Annotated in this window: 16 protein-coding genes and 1 pseudogene; 13 read left to right on the top strand and 4 right to left on the bottom strand. The window is 65.3% G+C overall.

Features of this window, described 5'->3' with window-relative positions; translation table 11 throughout:
• The first annotated feature begins 47 nt into the window (after positions 1–47).
• The 9 genes and pseudogenes from PKE75_RS06445 to PKE75_RS06410 all read left to right on the top strand — a co-directional run bounded on the left by PKE75_RS06445 (position 48) and on the right by PKE75_RS06410 (position 8,963).
• Positions 48–806, top strand: coding sequence for a DeoR/GlpR family DNA-binding transcription regulator (locus PKE75_RS06445; RefSeq protein ID WP_271167892.1), 759 nt, complete (start codon positions 48–50; stop codon positions 804–806).
• Positions 799–2,094: a Zn-dependent hydrolase gene (locus tag PKE75_RS06440; protein ID WP_271167891.1), complete on the top strand. Its 1,296-nt coding sequence runs from the start codon at positions 799–801 to the stop codon at positions 2,092–2,094. Before PKE75_RS06445 ends, PKE75_RS06440 begins: the two co-directional genes overlap by 8 nt.
• Positions 2,091–3,038, top strand: coding sequence for a phosphotransferase family protein (locus PKE75_RS06435; protein ID WP_271167890.1), 948 nt, complete (start codon positions 2,091–2,093; stop codon positions 3,036–3,038). The genes PKE75_RS06440 and PKE75_RS06435 overlap by 4 nt, the downstream gene beginning before the upstream one ends.
• A 12-nt stretch (positions 3,039–3,050) precedes the next feature.
• Positions 3,051–3,986: a phosphotransferase gene (locus PKE75_RS06430; RefSeq protein WP_271167889.1), complete on the top strand. Its 936-nt coding sequence runs from the start codon at positions 3,051–3,053 to the stop codon at positions 3,984–3,986.
• 465 nt (positions 3,987–4,451) lie between these two features.
• Positions 4,452–4,784, top strand: coding sequence for a thermonuclease family protein (locus PKE75_RS06425; RefSeq protein WP_271167888.1), 333 nt, complete (start codon positions 4,452–4,454; stop codon positions 4,782–4,784).
• 77 nt (positions 4,785–4,861) lie between these two features.
• Positions 4,862–5,251 (top strand): hypothetical protein, encoded by a 390-nt coding sequence (locus PKE75_RS06420; protein ID WP_271167887.1) that lies wholly within the window; start codon positions 4,862–4,864, stop codon positions 5,249–5,251.
• Between the two features lie 83 nt (positions 5,252–5,334).
• Positions 5,335–5,652: a hypothetical protein gene (locus tag PKE75_RS06415; protein ID WP_271167886.1), complete on the top strand. Its 318-nt coding sequence runs from the start codon at positions 5,335–5,337 to the stop codon at positions 5,650–5,652.
• A gap of 68 nt (positions 5,653–5,720) precedes the next feature.
• Positions 5,721–5,873: pseudogene (locus PKE75_RS17920) on the top strand (calcium-binding protein); the annotation flags it as partial.
• 216 nt (positions 5,874–6,089) lie between these two features.
• Positions 6,090–8,963 carry a beta strand repeat-containing protein gene (locus tag PKE75_RS06410; protein ID WP_271167885.1) on the top strand — a complete coding sequence of 958 codons (2,874 nt, stop codon included), beginning with the start codon at positions 6,090–6,092 and terminating at the stop codon, positions 8,961–8,963.
• Positions 8,964–9,134: 171 nt separating this feature from the next.
• Here PKE75_RS06410 and PKE75_RS17860 read toward each other — a convergent pair whose 3' ends face one another.
• Positions 9,135–9,329: an oxygenase MpaB family protein gene (locus PKE75_RS17860; RefSeq protein ID WP_346432718.1), complete on the bottom strand. Its 195-nt coding sequence runs from the start codon at positions 9,327–9,329 to the stop codon at positions 9,135–9,137.
• 341 nt (positions 9,330–9,670) lie between these two features.
• A complete protein-coding gene (locus PKE75_RS06405) occupies positions 9,671–9,904 on the bottom strand; it encodes a helix-turn-helix domain-containing protein (RefSeq protein WP_271167884.1) in 234 nt (77 codons plus the stop codon).
• 272 nt (positions 9,905–10,176) lie between these two features.
• Between PKE75_RS06405 and PKE75_RS06400 the strand changes: the two genes are divergently transcribed.
• The gene (locus PKE75_RS06400; protein WP_271167883.1) at positions 10,177–10,761 is read left to right on the top strand and encodes an SHOCT domain-containing protein; all 585 of its coding nucleotides are present in this window, start codon (positions 10,177–10,179) and stop codon (positions 10,759–10,761) included.
• A 1-nt stretch (position 10,762) separates the two neighbouring features.
• On the top strand, positions 10,763–11,188 hold the full coding sequence (locus PKE75_RS06395) for a hypothetical protein (RefSeq protein ID WP_271167882.1): 426 nt from the start codon (positions 10,763–10,765) through the stop codon (positions 11,186–11,188).
• Between the two features lie 540 nt (positions 11,189–11,728).
• Here the strand turns inward: PKE75_RS06395 and PKE75_RS06390 are convergent.
• Positions 11,729–12,622: a LysR family transcriptional regulator gene (locus PKE75_RS06390; RefSeq protein ID WP_271167881.1), complete on the bottom strand. Its 894-nt coding sequence runs from the start codon at positions 12,620–12,622 to the stop codon at positions 11,729–11,731.
• Positions 12,623–12,758: 136 nt separating this feature from the next.
• Here PKE75_RS06390 and PKE75_RS06385 point away from each other — a divergent pair, with 136 nt between their 5' ends.
• Both PKE75_RS06385 and PKE75_RS06380 read left to right on the top strand, forming a co-directional pair.
• Entirely contained in the window at positions 12,759–13,370 is a 612-nt protein-coding gene (locus PKE75_RS06385; RefSeq protein WP_271167880.1) for a glutathione S-transferase family protein, read from the top strand.
• Positions 13,371–13,398: 28 nt separating this feature from the next.
• The gene (locus PKE75_RS06380; protein WP_271167879.1) at positions 13,399–15,447 is read left to right on the top strand and encodes a 2Fe-2S iron-sulfur cluster-binding protein; all 2,049 of its coding nucleotides are present in this window, start codon (positions 13,399–13,401) and stop codon (positions 15,445–15,447) included.
• A 59-nt stretch (positions 15,448–15,506) separates the two neighbouring features.
• Here the strand turns inward: PKE75_RS06380 and PKE75_RS06375 are convergent, their stop codons facing one another.
• Positions 15,507–17,168 carry a GMC family oxidoreductase gene (locus PKE75_RS06375; protein WP_428979114.1) on the bottom strand — a complete coding sequence of 554 codons (1,662 nt, stop codon included), beginning with the start codon at positions 17,166–17,168 and terminating at the stop codon, positions 15,507–15,509.
• Between the last annotated feature and the right edge of the window lie 15 nt (positions 17,169–17,183).

Raw genomic sequence — 17,183 nt, 5'->3', positions numbered from 1 at the left:
CGCGCCGAGGGGGCCCGCCGGACCGAGTCGCGCGCGGGAGAACGGTCATGGGCATCACGGAGCAGCGGCAACAGCTCATTCTCGATGAGTTGCTGCGGCACGGGCGCGTCGACGTGAAGGCGACGGCCGCGATCCTGCGGGTCAGCGCCGAAACGATCCGCCGGGACCTGAAGGATCTTGAGGGGAGCGGCCACGCGCGGCGCGTCTACGGCGGCGCGGTTGTCGACCGGAAGGAGGGCGACCGGCCCTTCAACGAACGCACGCGCGTGAATGCGCGCGAGAAGGGCCGGATCGCTCTGGCGGCCCGGCCGCTCGTCAAAGACGGCATGAAGATCTTCATCGACACCGGAACGACGACGCTTGCCTTCGCCCGTCACCTTCTCGGGCGGCGGGTCGCGATCCACACCAATTCGATCGACATCGCGGCTCTGCTCTGCACCGACCCGGAGGCGGACGTGGTCGTGCTCGGCGGCGAGATGAAGCCGACCTACAAGGCCCTGTTCGGCCACCAGACGCTGGCGGCCATCAGCGAGCATTTCTACGACATGGCCGTCGTCAGCATCGGCACCGTCCACGCCGAGCATGGCTTCATGGATCGCGGCCAGGACGAGGCGCTGCTCCGCCGGGCGGCGCTCAAGCAGTCGCGGCGGTCCGTCATGCTGGCGGATTCGAGCAAGTTCGGCCGGCTCGGCACGGTTAGAACCTTCGCGCTCGGCGACATCGGAGCGCTCGTCACCGACGGCCCGCTCAGCACCGAATTCGCAGAACTGTTTCAGAAAACGAAAGTTGACCTCATCCATGCCTGACATTTCGTCGACAGCCCCGTCTCCGGCGGCGATCGATCCGCAGCGGCTGCAAGCCATGATGGAGGCCGTCTCCGCCTTCGGCGGCGGCGCCGATGGGTCCATGACGCGGCTCTCGCTTTCCGAGGAGGACCGCAAGGCGCGCGACTGGCTCGGGGCGTGGTTCAAAGACAACGGCTTCACGCAGAAGGTCGACGCCATCGGCAACCAGTTCGGCCTTCTCGATCTCGCCGGACACAACGCCCCGACCGTCATGGTCGGATCGCATATCGACAGCCAGCCGAACGGCGGGCGCTTCGACGGCGCGCTCGGCGTCGTCGCCGCCTGCGAGGCGGTCCGCGCGGTCGCCGAAGGCCTGAAGCGCGAAGGCGCCTCCTCGGCCTGCAATTTCGCCATCGTGAACTGGACCAACGAGGAGGGCGCGCGCTTCCAGCCGAGCCTGCTCGGCAGCAGCGTCTTCACCGGCGCCGCCGCGCTCGACTGGGCGCTCGAGCGCCGCGACGGCGCCGGCGTCTCGGTCGGCGAGGCGCTCCGCTCTATCGGCTACGCCGGCGACGACAAGGTCCCCGTTCCGGCCGCGCTCATCGAGCTCCACATCGAAGGCGCGCCCTCCCTGGAGAACTCCAAGAAGCGCATCGGGGCCTTCTCGCGCTTCTGGGGCGCCACCAAATATCGCCTCGCGTTCATCGGACGGCAGGCCCACACCGGCCCGACGCCGATGGCGGAGCGCCAGGACGCGCTGCTCGCCGCGGGCTTCGTGATCACCGGCCTCAAGCGGCTCGCGGGCGATTACGGCCTTGACCTCCACACATCGGTGGGGCGGCTCGAAGTGTTCCCGAACTCGCCCAACACAGTGCCGGGCGAAGCGGTGCTGTTCATCGAGCTCCGCTCGGGCTCGCCGGAGATTTTGCGCGAGGCGGAGGAGAAGCTCAAAGCGATGATCGCCGAGGCCGCCGACTTCGCGAAGGTCGGCTCCGAGGTCCGCTCGGTCGACTATCGCGCCGCGGGCGCCATGGACGCGGGCCTCGTCCGGCTCGCGGGCGAGGTCTCGGCCAGGCGCGGCGAAGACATGCCGCTGCTCGACACGATCGGCGGCCATGACGCGGTCGCGCTCGCCGCGGTGTGTCCCGCCGTCGTCCTCGCCGTTCCGAGCGTCGGCGGCGTCATCCACCACCCCACCGAGTTCACCAAGCCCGAGGACCAGGCCTTCGGCGTCCAGATCGTCGCCGACATGCTGCACGAGCTCGCGACCGGCGGCGCGGCCGTCATAAAGGCGGACAAGACCCCATGAGCGATCCCGCCGGATCGGACGCGCTGGCGCGGATCCTTGCGAGAGCGCCGGGGCTGGCGGGACGGTCCGTCGACGTCGAGCTCGCCGCGCCGGGCGTCGCCTCGCCGTCCTATCACGCTGTCGAGTCCACGACCTTCCGGCTCGTCGTCGCCGGGGAGCCCGGAGGCTTCCTCAAGGTGACCGAGCCGGCGATCCGCGATCTCATCGACCTCTCCGCGAGCTTCGAGGCCGCGGGGGCCGCAGCCGCCCGTGGCCTCGCGCCGGCGCCGCTCGCTCTCTTCGAGGAGGAGGGCGCGATCCTGTTCGAGGACCTCGGGGCGGACTGGCGCCCCGCGCGGATGGACGACCTGCGGCGGGACGACCGCCTTGCGGGCGTGCTGGACGCCTACGGCGTTTTCGCAGACGGCCCTGCGCTGTCGCGGAGCTGGAGCGTGTTCGACGGCGTCGAGACGATGTGGCGGCTGCTCGGAAGCGACGCCGACACGCTGCCGCCGGACGCGTGGTGGCTGAAGCGCTGGACCGACGCCATCGGCGAAGCGATCGTCGCCGCCGGCGTCGACCTGCGCCCGGCGCACAACGATCCGCACGCCTCGAACCTCATGCTCGGCCCGGACGGCGGCCTGCGCCTCGTCGACTTCGACATGGCCGCCAACAGCGACCCCTACCATCAGATCGGGGCGCTGCTGAACGAGGCTTTCCAGTTCGACAGCGAGATGGCCCGGGCGCTCGAAATCTACGAGGGCGCGAGCCGCCCGGCCTCGCTCGCCCGCTGCCGCGCCTACGCTGCTGCGGACGATTTCTACTGGGGGCTGCGCAGCCTGCTGCTCGACCGGCTGTCGCCCCACGCCTCGCTCGAATTCCGCAAATACGCCGGCTGGCGTTTCCTCCGGTGCCGGATGCTGGTCGGCCGGCCCGGCTTCGAAGAAACCCTCCGGTCGCTCTAGGAGTCCGCGCCGATGAAAAGCCTGGGAAGCGCCGCGACCGAGTCGGAGCGGCTGATCGAGGCGGCGCTCGGCGCCGTCGCGCCATGGCGCGGACGCGGGGTCCGATACCGCCCGGTGTTCGGCGGCATCAGCAACATGAACTGGCGCGTGGAGATCGAAGGCGATCCCATGGCTTATTTCGTGAAGATCCCCGGCCGGGGAACCGAGATGTTCATCGACCGCAACGCCGCGCGCGCCGCCAGCCGCCGGGCGGAGACCGTCGGTCTCGGGCCGCGCACCTTCGACTATCTCGACGCCGAAGGCGTGGAGATCGCCGAATTCGTGGAAGGCCGGCGGCCGTCCACCCATCGCGATTTCGCCGACCCTTCGCTGCGCGCGGAGGCCATGTCGGTCTACCGCCGACTGCACTCTGCCCCTCTCCTGCCGCTCACCAAGACCGTGTTCGACATGATCGACGAGCACGACGAACAGGTGCGGACGCTCGGCGCCGAGATTCCCGCCGACCATGTCTGGCTGCAGAGCCAATACCGGATGGCGCGCGCGGCGCTTGAAGCCTCCGGGCTCGACCTCACGCCCTGCTTCAACGACCCGATGCCCGGCAACTTCCTGATCGGGCCCGACGCGTCGATCATGCTGATCGACTTCGAATACGCCTCGAACAACGACCGCATCTACGACATCGCGATCTGGAGCGGCGAGATGTTCTTCACCGAGGACGTCGACCGCGAGCTGCTCGAGGTCTATTTCGGCCGCGCCGACGAAGCGTCCTTCGCCCGTCTGATGGTGCACAAGGCGCTGGCCGACATCAAATGGTCGACCTGGGCGATGGTGCAGAACCGCATCTCCACGCTCGACTTCGACTTCTACAAATACGGCGCCTGGAAGCACATGCGCGCGCGCTCGATCATCTGCGACCCGCGCTGGCCGACGTTTCTCAGGAAGCTTTGAAGCGAGCGCGCGACGCCGCCGTCCGACAGGGCGGCGTCGCGACGGCCGTCAGGCGGCGGAGAGATAAGCGATCGCCGCGCGCAGCACCGTGACGTCGTCGAAGCTGCGGCCGGTCAGCATCAGGCCGACCGGAAGCCCCTTCACGTCGCGGCAGGGCGCCGGTTCCAGGGCGCGGTCCTCGTCGCCAGCAACGAGGTGCGCTCACTCGCGGGGGCTCATGCGTCGCTCTCAAGGACAACCCGATAACAGTCCCCGTAACAGTTCCGCATGTCTTACGTCTAGATGACCGCTGGTCTTCTAAGTCTTCTTGGCAAAGCAATCTTATGGGTTAAAATCCTCCTGCCCCAGCCGACGCCATTTAGAGGCTCTCGGCTTGAGATACCTCGAACATGGCGGAACAGCGCGCGTATATCGGACGCCTGAAAGCCGGCACAGCCGTTTCTGCCATTCTCGCACTGTTTCTTGATGAATTCGCTGCCGTCGCCGGCATGGTCGGCTGATCTGCGCGTCGTCGACGGCGAAACGATCGACGTCGACGGAGAGCGCATCCGGCTGACGTCCGAGGATGGCCCGATCGACGCCCCGGAGATGCATCGCGCGAAGTGCCCGCTCGAGCTGTTCCGCGCCCAGGCGGCCCGCGAGCGGCTGATCGCGATCATGGCGCCGAACGACTTCACCATCGAGCGTCGCGGAAATTCGGAGGGGAAGGACGTCGGCGCGGAGCTTGTGCGCGAAGGGCACGCTCGGCCGCGGCCGAAGTTGCGGAAGGCGGATCGGCCCGAGTGGTGCGGAGAGTAGGGATTACTCCTAACTCGCGATCTCCCCTGTGCGTGCTCTTATACCCAATTCAGAAGTGGAAATTTGCGGGGGGCTTCGTGAACGACAAACCTATAATCGTCTTATTCACAGCTACCACACTTACTGGCTGCGCTCAGCTAAGCCCGGACTACAGTCTCGAGGCTTATAAGAAAACAACATCAATCAAAGCTGAAACTGGCGCGCTGGTGCTGTCATCCGGGAATAATTTCAAATCAAAGCAAAGGGATGTCGATAGCACCGCACTAAAGATAAACAGCGCATACGAATTTTCTGCCGGTGTTTCTGAGAATAAAATTTCAACATCGATGTGGGATAAATTACGAAATCCTTCTGGTAATCTTTTCGGCGAATTTGCTAGGACGTGGAGAGCTCAGGGCACGACATCGTCCGCCTATCGACTCAACAAGAAACAACAACTTGATGACGCATTTGATACCATTATATGATTGGAGGCCAATAAACAAAAACAGACAGCATGCCCAATCTCTGCCGAAAACAAGGCCGCCGCACAGGAGAAGACGCAATGAGTATGGCCAAATTCGCCGAAGCACTCGAACAAGCGTTTATCCAAGCTGCGGGAAACGAAGCAGGCGCACTTAGAACACAAGCAGCGAATGATGCTAAAGATTTTCTTAAAAGGACTGCAATCGAAATACCACAGTGGACATATCAGTACAAATCCGGACAGATGAGTCGAATGGAATATGAAGGGCTGATGCGGGGCCAGGTGGACTTGGCTCACATGCACGCGCTTCTCCACGCAGGTTTATCCGCAGCCGCAGCCGAGAGGCTGCGGAAAAAATTGATCGAATTAAGTATAGATTTGGCGATTAAGTTCCTTATATAAGCGGAGACTGAGATCATAGCTACGGTTGACGTCTGTCTGATCCGATCCAGTCCGCAGGAAATAGCGTCATGACTGTAATTAATGGCACCAACAACAACGATCGCATCGACTATAACTTTAATCCGCCGACGACAGACGGCGATGACACTATCAATGCATATGGTGGCGATGATACGATTAACTCCGGATTTGGGAATGATGTCGTCCACGCAGGAACTGGTAACGACACCATCATCCAGACAGGTTATTCTGTAGCCTACCATCAAGTTTTTTATGGCGACGATGGCGACGATCTTTTCATAGTGTCAGGTGGTGCGACAATAGACGGCGGGATTGGCAGCGACGATTATCAATGGCAGTTCGACAGTTCTGTTCGCGTGGATCTTCAGGCTGGAACGATAACGCCGGCGCTTGAGCCAGGCCGATCGCTCCTGACGATGATTAGCATCGAGAATGTCCGGACTGCGGGGGGCAACGACACGATCGCAGGTAGCTCCGACGAAAATTACATTACTGCGGCGGCCGGCGACGACGTCGTCGAGGGGCGCGGCGGAGCGGATCACCTCGATGGCGGCACTGGCGTCGACACCCTCAGCTACGCCGGGTCGTCGGCCGGCGTCGTGGTCGCCATCAATGGCGCGGCGTCGGGCGGCGACGCGCAAGGCGACGTACTTCTCAACTTCGAGAATCTCTACGGATCGAACTACAACGACTCGCTCGCCGGAGACGGCGGCGTCAACGCGCTGTTCGGCAGCGTCGGCGCTGACACGCTGAAGGGCGCTGGCGGCGCCGACCGGCTTGACGGCGGGACAGGCGTCGACTCGATGCAGGGCGGCGCCGACAACGACGTCTACGTTGTCGACAGCGCTTCCGACGTGGTGGACGAACTCGCCTTCCTCGGGTCGGGGATCGACACCGTCGAGACGGCGATTACCCTCGACATGTCGAATGCAGCGACCTTCAAGGGAGACGTCGAGAACCTGACCCTGACCGGGGCCGCAGCGATAAACGGAACGGGCAATGCACTCGACAATCTCATCACCGGCAACGAAGAGAGCAACATCCTCACCGGCGCCGGCGGCAGCGACATTCTGGTCGGTGGCGCAGGTAACGACGTTCTGCGAGGGGGCGCTGGAAACGACGTCTATGTCATCGATGGCCTGACGGATCGCGTCAACGAAAGCATCGCTGGCTCCGACGGCGTCGACACGGTGCAGACGACGTTTTCCTTCTCGCTCGCCAACACCACGGTCATTCTCGGCGACGTCGAGAACCTCACGCTGCTCGGGACGGACGACATCAATGCGACGGGCAACGCGCTCGCCAACCTGCTGATCGGAAACGTGGGCGCAAACCTGCTGACAGGCGGCGCTGGAACCGACACGCTCATGGGCGGCGCCGGAGCGGACACTATGCGCGGCGGCGCCAACGGAGACGTCTATTACGTCGACGACCTGGCCGACGTTGTCGACGAGAGCGTCAGCGGCTCGGGCGGCGTCGACACGATCGTGACAGCGATGGCCTACGACCTCGCCAGTCCGGCGACCGAGGTTCATGGTTCGATCGAGAATCTGATCCTTACCGGCGCCGACAATATCGACGGTAAGGGGACGAACGCCGCGAACGTGCTGACCGGCAACGCCGGCGTCAACACGCTCGACGGCCGTGAGGGCGCCGACACGCTCGACGGCGGCGCCGGCGCCGACGTGATGATCGGCGGACTGGGCGACGACGTCTACTATGTCTCGATCACGGAGGATCAGACGGTAGAGGCGAAGAACGCAGGGACCGACCTCGTCTACTCGACGACGACCTACTCCCTGGCGCACCAATGGGTAGAGAACCTGACGCTGACCGGATCGGCCGCTGCGGACGCTACCGGCAACAGCCTCGCCAATGTGCTGACCGGCAACGTCGGGAACAACGTGCTCGACGGCTCAACCGGAGCCGACACGATGGCTGGCGGCGCGGGCTCCGACACCTATTACGTCGACAACAGCGGCGACAGGGTCTCGGAGGCGGACGTCGCGGGAAGCGACATCGTCTATGCGACCGTCAGCTTCTCCATCGCCGGCCAGTATGTCGAAAACTTGGTCCTGACGGGCTCCGCCGACACCGACGGGACCGGCAACTCGTTGAACAATAGGCTCACCGGAAGCTCCGGCGATAACCTGCTGTCCGGCCGCGACGGCGCCGACACGCTGAGCGGCGGCGTAGGCAACGACACTCTGGACGGCGGAGACGGCGCGGATCGGCTGACAGGCGGCGTCGGCTCCGACACGTTCATCGTCGACACCAACGCCGACGTGGTGATGGAGGCGCGCGGCCAGGGAGCGGCAGACACCGTCATCGCGAGCGCGACGTTCACGCTGAACTCCGCTGCCGAGATCGAGGTGATGAAGACCACGGACGCGGCGGCGACCACCGCGATCAACCTGAACGGCAACAGCTTCGCCCAGTCACTCACCGGCAACGCCGGCGCCAACGCCCTGAACGGCGGCGGCGGCGCCGACACCATGACGGGCGGCGCGGGGTCCGACACCTATACGATCGACAACGCCGGCGACGTCGTGATCGAAGCGAACGTCTCGGGCGTCGATACGGTCAACGCCTCGGTGACGTTCTCGCTGGCCCACCAGTTCGTCGAGAACCTGACCCTGACCGGGGCCGCAGCAATCGACGCGACCGGCAACAGCCTGGACAATGTGCTGACCGGCAACGCCGGCGTGAACGTCCTGACAGGCGGGACCGGCGACGACGACTATTACGTCCAGACCGTCGGCGATAAGGCGGTCGAGGCGAACGGCCAGGGCGACGACCGTGTTCTCAGTTCGGTGAGCTACTCATTGGCGGGCCAGTATATCGAGCGGCTGAGGCTGACCGGAGACGGTGACGTCAATGCGACTGGCAACAGCCTGAAAAACACGATCGCCGGCAACGACCACGACAACATTCTCGACGGGATGACGGGCGCGGACCGGATCGCGGGCGGCGCGGGGCACGACGCCTTCGTGTTCTCGACCACGCTCGGCTCGTCAAACGTCGACGCCATCACCGACTTCAGCGCAGCCGACGACACGATGCGGCTCGGCCAGTCCGTGTTCGCCGGCCTCGCTCTGGGCGCGCTTTCGGCCGACGCCTTTCACCTGGGGACGGCCGCCGCCGACGCCTCCGACCGCATCATCTTCAACAACACGACCGGAGCGCTATTCTTCGACCGGGACGGAACGGGGGCGACCTACAAGGCCGTGCAGTTCGCCACGCTCGAGAACCACGCGACCATCACCGCGGCGGATTTTACCATCATCTGAGCTCGGCGCTCCAAGGACGAACGCCTTCGGGCGGCACGAATCGACGATAGGAGAAATCGTCGCCATCGGCGTCATATCTCAGATCGTCGATGATATGCACAAGAAGTTCATCGTCGTATATCTCGCGAGATCGGCAGATCTATATTTGTTAGACTAAGCGAAGCGACCTATTCATGCGACTTCTAGGTCACGACTTTCGACTGCAAGTCGGTTTCTCTCTACGGATTTTAGATTCATCTTTAAGGCCAGATTCGCTGTGCGGCGCAGGCTTCCGAACATGTCCTGCCGGAAATTCGAGTGGTCCCATACGCCGGCGAGCGCGGGGCAAGGCATTAGGAGAACCAGCGAACCGATGCTGCCGATCATCATCGACGTACAGTACAGTCGGGATGGCATTGTCACGTTCCCATCCGGCCGCCGTTGTGAAACGGTTCCCGCTATTTTCGCGTTCCGCCGGCGTCTTCGCAGCTCAACGTGCCGTTTTCAGCTTGCCTCAGGGAGAAGGCGATCTGCTCGTCCGAATACCGTTTGCGCTTCATGGCGTCACGCTTCTGCAGGGATCAGGATGCCCAAAAAAGTCGCGCTCAGACCGGATCAGTTCTGGGGGTCAGGACCACGTCGCTGACGCGACGGTTGGAGTGGCCGGCGGAGCTGGTCAGGACTGCGCAGCCGGCCATAGCGCGACCTCTGGCTCGGGAGCCGCAGCCTTACGCGCCCGGCTGCTGCGGCTCTTCGATCTCGTCAAGCAACTTTGAGCTCGTCACCCCCAGCGCGACGGCGATCCCTTCCAGCACCGTTACGGTCGGATTGCGTACGCCGCGCTCGACGCCGCTGAGGTAGGTCCTGTGCAGCTTCGCCTCGAAGGCGAGCGCCTCCTGCGACAGGCCTTTCTCCTGCCGGAACCGCTTCAGATTAAGGCCGACCCGGCGACGCACATCCATGCGCGAACGGTCGCCGGCGTGTCGCCTATTGATCTACAGACTATGAGTCTCATTTTGCTCGACACGCCTCGGCATTTGAGCGATGTCGGCGTGTGCTTACGGCAGGTGCCGAGCCGCAAAGTCAGCGGAGCTCTCATGGACTTTCGACGACATCGCGTGACTGCCTCCCGAGGCGGAACGGAACGAGCAACACGGCGGAGGAGAGTTTCGCCGGGGCGGCAGCCCCGCGTGACCGCGCATGCAGGGTCATCGCGGCGCGAGGAGCGTCGCGCATGAGCCGCCTTGTGTCTGACGCGCTCGCTGAGCTGATCGCTATGAAGGCGTCTGGCGAGATCACGTCCGAAGAGTTCATCGCGGCGCGAGACCGGCTGCGAAACGGCGACGGCGTACAAGCGCCAGCACGCTCGGACGCTCCGCTGACGGCAACGGGAGAATCCACCGCAACTGCGCGGTCTCAACCTTCGTCAGCAAAAGCGGCTGAAACCGTGGCAAAAAAACCCCCGCGCTTACGAAAGACGGCCGCGGTGATTGGCGTGACCTTTGTCGCGCTTTGGATCTTCGGCTCGTTCAGCGGTCGGACGGTCTACAAGCGCGCGGACTACGGCGCGGCGTGGCCTTATCCTAACTATGACACCGCCACCGTGCGCTGTGAGACGAAGACGTTCGGGTCGACGGACCGTCCGATCGCGACGGTCGAGCTTGGCGGCGTCACCTACGGCTTGAACGGCGCGGCGCGCGGCATCGCAGGTTATCCCGACCCTAGCCCCGTCGAGGCTCCCGGTAAAGCAGCGATCGCCTCGACGCGGCAAGCGATGATCGACGACGCCCTAGCCAATCTTTGCCATTGGCAGCAGTGACATGAAGCAAGGCCTTACGAAACTTGCCAAGCATGTCGCTCGTCGGACCTTCGGGCAAGTAACCAGCGTCGCCATCGTGACGGCAGCTATCTCCATGACGTCAGCGGCGCCTGCAAAGGCTGATCGATGCGGAGGCGGCAGCTGCACGAACGTCACCACAGACTACATCATCCGCGTGATGACGAACGTGATGAAAGACATGAAGACCGATTGCAAGCTGGTTCGGACGGTTCACCTCCTCGACAAGTCGATCGACCGGGACATGATGATTTACTCAGTCGTTTGTGACGACAACGAGGGCATCCAACAGTACCAGCTTACCTACTGGGTTCGAAAGGGAGACGTATTCGTGGATAAATTTACCGGATCATTTATGAAGTCGGTCATAAAACGATACCCGTTTGAGATAGGATTAGAGGTTCGTTAAATAAACACGCCTGATTCAAGCATGACTTCTACTGAGACCGTCTTTTAGTTCTGGCGAGCCGGGCGGCCTGTTCTATGTTCGCCACAAGCTGGGTCATGGAGTCCACCTGATCGTCGTCCGGGATGTTCGGGAAGGCCGCCACCTCATAAAGAAACGCTTCAGCACGGATTCGCTCCAGACCTGATGGTGACCGACAGGCTGCCGTCCCATGGAGCCGCCACAGCCGCTCTTGGACTCGCCGCTCGGCATGAGCAGGGATTGCGCCTGAACGATCGGGCCGAGAACTCCCATCGGCCCAGTTCGACGACGTGAAAAGAAGATGCAACGGTTCAAGTCCGTTGGTTCAGCGCCGCGATTCCTGTCCATGCACTCTGCCGTCCATAATGCCTCCATCGTCCAGCCACCTGATCTCGCGCCGTACGTTCAGCAACGTTCAGAGCCGAAGCCCATCAGACGTGGGCTGCCGTCACCGCAGGATAATCTGGTTTCCAGGCTCGGCCGACACGCGCGAGCTCCGGTCGTTGCCGTGACAGTGCTATCTTAGTTGATCAGCGCGTTTGTGCGGATCTGGTCCACTGCAAAATCCACGAACGATCGCACTTTGGCGGCCGCGCCCGGGCCTTCGACATGGACGACATGGATCGGCAGCGGCTCAGGCTCGAAGGGCGTGAGAATCACCGTTAGCCGACCGTCGCGGATCGCTTCGGCTACCTGGTAGGACAGCACGCGCGTTAGCCCCCAACCGTCGATCGCGGCCGAGATCGCCGCTTCGTTGACGTTGCAGGCGAGACGCGGCTTCACTGTGACTGCCTTTCGCCGATCGCCCTTGAACCGCCATCCCGCCGCGCCGTCATGGGTGATGGCGATGAGGCGATGCCGGGCGAGATCGCCCGGCGTTTTCGGAACGCCATAGGCGGCCACATAGCCCGGCGAGGCGCAGACTACGCGCCGAACCGTTCCGCAGCGAACCGCCGCCAGGCCTGAATCGGCGAGCGGGCCGATGCGCACCGCTACGTCGACGCCTTCGTCGACGAGGTTGACCATCCGGTCGAGGAACAAGGCGCGGCCGTCGACCGCGGGATAGCGGCTGAGATAGTTCGTCAGGATCGGCAACATGTAGATCCGTCCGAACATGACCGGGGCGGTCACCGTCAGCAGGCCAGTCGGCCGCGCGTGGGAGCCCGCCGCTCCGGCCTCCGCTTCAGCGAGGTCGGAGAGAATGCGACGGCAGTCATCGAGATAGCGCTCGCCGACGTCGGTCAGCTTGACGCGCCGCGTGGTGCGCGTCAGCAGCCTCGCGCCAATCGCCGCCTCGAGCGAGGCGACGGCGCGCGTCGCCGCAGCCGGGCTGAGCGAAAGACGCCGCGCCGCGTGGGCGAAATTCCCGCTCTCGGCCACCTTTACGAACACGCCCATCGCCTGAAACCGGTCCATCGGTAGCCATCCATTAATGCGCGAAGAGAAACAATCCCTTGAGAATTATGGAGCTTATCGCCGGCCGCTGAAATGAGCATCCTCCGGAGACCGCCCGGACGACGGTCCGTCAGTCAAACGTCGAGGGAGACCAGTCGTGAAGCTCCACCACCATCCGCTGTCGGGCCATTCGCATCGCGCGCGCCTGTTCCTGTCGCTCGCGGACGTGCCGCACGAGCTCGTCGAGGTCGACATCGCCAGCCAGGCGCACAAGTCCGCGCAGTTCCTGGAGATGAATCGGTTCGGCCAGATTCCTGTGCTGGTCGACGGCGACATCGTGGTGCCGGACTCGATCGCCATCATGGTCTATGCGGCGAAGAAGTTCGGGAAGTCCGATTGGCTGCCGGACGTCCCCCGAACGGCCGCGGCGGTCCAGCGCTGGCTCTCGGTCTCGACCGGGCAGATTTACTACGGCCCCTGCGTCGCCCGCCTCATCACGGTGTTCGGCGCTCCGTTTGACGCCGCCGAGGCTATTTCGCGCTCGCACGCGATCCTGACGCTCATCGACGCCGAACTCGCAGGCCGCGAGTGGATCGCCGATTCGCGCCCCACCGCAGCGGACGCCGCGCTCTACAGCTACATCGCCGCTGCGCCCGAGGGTAACGTCGACCTGTCCGCCTACAGCGAGGTGCGGGCCTGGCTGGCGCGCGTCGAGGCGCTGCCGGGCTTCGTCCCCTTCGAGAGCACAGCCGTCGGCCTGAGGGCCTAATCCGGCTGTCGAGACGCGGGAGGACGGCATGGACGGCGGTGCTGAGACCGACTTCGGGTCGCCCTGGCACGAGGGCGAGCTCGAGCTCCAGCGTCACGCGGGCGTCGTGGAGCGAATGGCCGCAGTGGGCCGCCGCAGTGTCCGCGACCATCTGATCGAGCAGCACCGCGCCTTCTATCCGCAGCTGCCGTTCGTCGTCGCAGGCTCCGTCGATCCGGCAGGCGACGTCTGGGCGACCGTCATCGCGGGCCGGCCCGGCTTCCTGCGCTCTCCGGACCCGCATACGCTGGAGGTCGCTTCCGGACGCGACAGAGGCGACCCCGCGGACGCCGGCCTGGACGACGGCGACGCCGTCGGCCTGCTCGGGATCGATCTGCACACCCGGCGGCGCAACCGTCTGAACGGCGTGGTTCGCCGCGCTTCCGACGCCGAATTTGCGGTCGAGGCGCGCGAGAGCTTCGGAAACTGTCCGCAATACATTAGCCCGCGCGACGTCACCCTCATGCGCGACCCCGCGGCCCCTGGGGCGGCGCGCGCCGAGACCCTCGACGCCCTCGACGACCGGGCGCGAGCCGCGATCACGGCGGCCGACACGCTGTTCGTCGCCTCCTACGTCGACCGTCCAGGCGCCGAGCGGCGCGTCGACGTCTCGCATCGCGGCGGCCGCCCGGGCTTCGTCCGGATCGATCCCGACGGGACGCTCACCATCCCGGACTTTTCGGGCAACCTGTTCTTCAACACACTCGGCAACATCCACGCCAATCCCAGGGCAGGTCTGCTCTTCGTCGATTTCGCGACGGGCGACGCGCTGCAGCTGACGGGCGGGGCCGACGTCGTCCTCGACGGGCCCGAGATCGCCGCCTTCACCGGCGCCGAGCGGCTGCTGCGCTTCCGCCCCAGCAGGATCGTCCGACGGGCCGACGCCTTGCCGCTGCGCTGGAGCGCGCGCGCGGACGGCGCTTCGCCCAACACGGTGCTGAGCGGCAATTGGACGGAGGCCGCCCAGCGGCTCGAGGCTCAGCCGGCGCTAAAGGCATGGCGCCGGTTGAAGGTCGCCAGGATCGTCCAGGAGAGCGCGACCATCCGCTCGCTCCATCTCGAACCGACCGACGGCGGCGCGTTGATCCTTCACACGGCGGGCCAGCATCTGCCGATCCGCCTGAGCGTCGCCGGCCTGCCGGCGCCGGCGACGCGCGCCTACACCATCTCCTGCGCGCCGTCGGACGGCGTCTGTCGCATCAGCGTGAGGGCGCAGGGCGCGGCGTCGCGGGCCCTGCACGAGTTGGAGGTCGGCGACGAGATCGAGGCGCTACCGCCCGCCGGCCGCTTTGGGATCGACGCGCGCGCGACGCGCCCCGCCGTGATGATCGCGGCCGGCGTCGGGATCACGCCGATGGTCGCGATGCTGCGCCACCTCGTTTTCGAAGGGCTGAGGACCCGGCGGACGCGACCGACCGCGCTGTTCTACGCCGCCCGCTCGCGCAGCGAGCGGGCCTTCGACGACGAGCTCGTCCGGTTGGCCGATGCCGGGCGCGGCGCGATCCGCCTCATACGCGCGCTTACCGACGTCTCGGAAGCCGAGTACGGCCGCGACTATGAGATCGACGGCCGCATCGACCTAGCGGCCGTCCGGTCGCGCGCAGCGCTCGACGACTGCGACGTCTACCTCTGCGGACCGTACGCATTTATGGAGTCGCTTCGCGACGGGCTGCGTGGCCTCGGGCTGCCGGAGGACCGCATTCACGCGGAGGCGTTCGCTCCGACCGCGACGGCGCCGTCACCGCACGAGGCGGTCGCCGAGGTCCCGGTCACCGTCGCGTTCGCGCCGTCGGGAGCGACGGCGCGGTGGACCCCGGCGGCGGGCTCCCTGCTCGATCTCGCGGAGTCCGTAGGTTTGGCGCCGCGCTTCAGTTGCCGCGTGGGCTCGTGCGGGACGTGTCGCGCCCGTGTACGCGACGGCGCCGTCGCCTATGCCTCGGCGCCGACGATGCCCCTCTCGCAGGGGGAGGCCTTGATGTGCGTCGGAGCGCCGGCCGCAACGGGCGGAAGCCGCCTGGAGATCGCGTTCGAGTCGTAGTGCGAAGTTCGATCGAAATGGATCAGGCGTCATCGCCTGATTGGATGCCGCTCCAGGGGTCAACGCTCGCCGGCGTCCTCCAGAATCAGTCGGGAACCCAGCTCCGCGATCATCGCCGTCGGCGTGTTGGTGTTGCCCGACACGATCGTCGGCATGATCGACGCGTCCGCAACGCGCAGCCGGTCAACGCCGAAGACGCGCAGCCGCTCGTCCACCACAGCGTACGGATCGCTTGGAAGGCCCATCTTCGCCGTGCCGACCGGGTGAAAGATCGTCGTGCCGATGTCTCCGGCGGCTGCGGCGAGCGAGACCTCGTCATCGCCGACAGCCGGCCCCGGCAGATGCTCTTGCGGGCTGAAGCGAGCGAGCGCCGGCTGCTTCATCAAGCGCCGCGTCACGCGGATCGCGTCGGCCGCGACGTGTCGGTCCTCAGGTGTCGCGAGATAGTTCGGATCGATGCGCGGCGCCGCTTCGGGAGCGGGCGAGCCGATGCGGACGCTCCCGCGCGAGGTCGGCCGCAGGTTGCAGGCCGCGACCGTGATGGCGGGGAAGCGGTGCAGCGGCTCCCCGAATTTGTCGAGCGAGAGCGGCTGGACGTGGAACTGGATGTTGGCGCGTTCCTGACCGGGGTCGGAACGGGTGAATATCCCCAGTTGCGACGGCGCCATGGTCAGCGGCCCGCGCTTCCGCAGGAGGTAGTCGACCCCCATCCAGCCGCGCCGGAACAGGTTGTAGTAGATTTCGTTCAGCGTCCTGACGCCGCTCACCTTGTAGATGGCGCGCTGCTGGAGATGGTCCTGAAGGTTGCGCCCGACGCCCTGCCGGTCGACCGCCACCTCGACGCCGGCCTCCCGCAGCCAGCCGCCCGGACCGACGCCGGACCGGTGGAGCACCGACACCGAGCCGATCGACCCCGAACAGAGCACGACCTCGCCCCTCGACCGCGCCTCGACCAGCTCTCCGTCCTGCCTGAACGCCACGCCCGCGGCCCGGCCGTCCTCGATCACGACTCGGTCGACAAGCACGTCGGTCTTGAGCCAGAGGTTGGAGCGCGACAGCGCAGGCTTGAGGAACCCCCGTGCGGACGACCAGCGTCGACCGCGCTTCTGGTTCACGTGGAAGTAGCTGCTTCCCTCGTTGTCGCCGGTATTGAAGTCGGGGATCTTGACGATCCCCATCTCGCTCGCCGCCTCGGCTACCGCGTCCAGCACGTCCCATGACAGCCGCGGCGCCTCGATCCGCCAGCCGCCCCCGACGCCATGGTGCTCGGATTCCCCGAGGAAGTGATCCTCGAGCCTCCGGAAGGCGGCGGCCACGTCGGTCCAGCCCCACCCCGTCAGGCCGAGCTGGCGCCAGTGATCGTAATCCGCCGCCTGGCCGCGCATCGAGATCATGGCGTTGATGGCTGACGAACCGCCGATGACCTTGCCGCGCGGGTAGGCCAGCGACCGCCCGTTCAGACCCGGCTGGGGCTCCGTCCTAAACATCCAGTCCGAACGGGGATTGCCGATGGCGAACAGATACCCGACCGGGATGTGGAGCCAGATCCAGTTGTCCCGGCCTCCGGCCTCAAGCAGCAAAACCCGCTTTCGCGGGTCCGCCGACAGCCTGTTGGCCACGATGCAGCCGGCCGTTCCGGCGCCCACGACGATGTAGTCGAAATCGCCGTCGATGCGCTTGATCACGATTCCCCCCCGTACTTTCTGGGCGCTTCGTGACATGGTGGATTTCTGCGT

Origin of the sequence: Hansschlegelia plantiphila (assembly GCF_027922265.1) — a bacterium.
In the GTDB taxonomy this organism is placed as follows: Bacteria; Pseudomonadota; Alphaproteobacteria; order Rhizobiales; family Methylopilaceae; genus Methylopila; species Methylopila plantiphila.
The sequence above is the reverse complement of the archived record's forward strand: the minus strand, read 5'-3'. Positions and strand labels throughout refer to the sequence as shown.

Excerpts from the sequence above, each read along its gene's own strand:
- PKE75_RS06445 (WP_271167892.1), top strand. The coding sequence starts at position 48 with ATGGGCATCACGGAGCAGCGGCAACAGCTCATTCTCGATGAGTTGCTG.
- PKE75_RS06440 (WP_271167891.1), top strand. The coding sequence starts at position 799 with ATGCCTGACATTTCGTCGACAGCCCCGTCTCCGGCGGCGATCGATCCG.
- PKE75_RS06435 (WP_271167890.1), top strand. The coding sequence starts at position 2,091 with ATGAGCGATCCCGCCGGATCGGACGCGCTGGCGCGGATCCTTGCGAGA.
- PKE75_RS06430 (WP_271167889.1), top strand. The coding sequence starts at position 3,051 with ATGAAAAGCCTGGGAAGCGCCGCGACCGAGTCGGAGCGGCTGATCGAG.
- PKE75_RS06425 (WP_271167888.1), top strand. The coding sequence starts at position 4,452 with ATGAATTCGCTGCCGTCGCCGGCATGGTCGGCTGATCTGCGCGTCGTC.
- PKE75_RS06415 (WP_271167886.1), top strand. The coding sequence starts at position 5,335 with ATGGCCAAATTCGCCGAAGCACTCGAACAAGCGTTTATCCAAGCTGCG.
- PKE75_RS06410 (WP_271167885.1), top strand. The coding sequence starts at position 6,090 with ATGATTAGCATCGAGAATGTCCGGACTGCGGGGGGCAACGACACGATC.
- PKE75_RS17860 (WP_346432718.1), bottom strand. The coding sequence starts at position 9,329 with ATGATCGGCAGCATCGGTTCGCTGGTTCTCCTAATGCCTTGCCCCGCG.
- PKE75_RS06405 (WP_271167884.1), bottom strand. The coding sequence starts at position 9,904 with ATGGATGTGCGTCGCCGGGTCGGCCTTAATCTGAAGCGGTTCCGGCAG.
- PKE75_RS06400 (WP_271167883.1), top strand. The coding sequence starts at position 10,177 with ATGAGCCGCCTTGTGTCTGACGCGCTCGCTGAGCTGATCGCTATGAAG.
- PKE75_RS06395 (WP_271167882.1), top strand. The coding sequence starts at position 10,763 with ATGAAGCAAGGCCTTACGAAACTTGCCAAGCATGTCGCTCGTCGGACC.
- PKE75_RS06390 (WP_271167881.1), bottom strand. The coding sequence starts at position 12,622 with ATGGACCGGTTTCAGGCGATGGGCGTGTTCGTAAAGGTGGCCGAGAGC.
- PKE75_RS06380 (WP_271167879.1), top strand. The coding sequence starts at position 13,399 with ATGGACGGCGGTGCTGAGACCGACTTCGGGTCGCCCTGGCACGAGGGC.
- PKE75_RS06375 (WP_428979114.1), bottom strand. The coding sequence starts at position 17,168 with ATGTCACGAAGCGCCCAGAAAGTACGGGGGGGAATCGTGATCAAGCGC.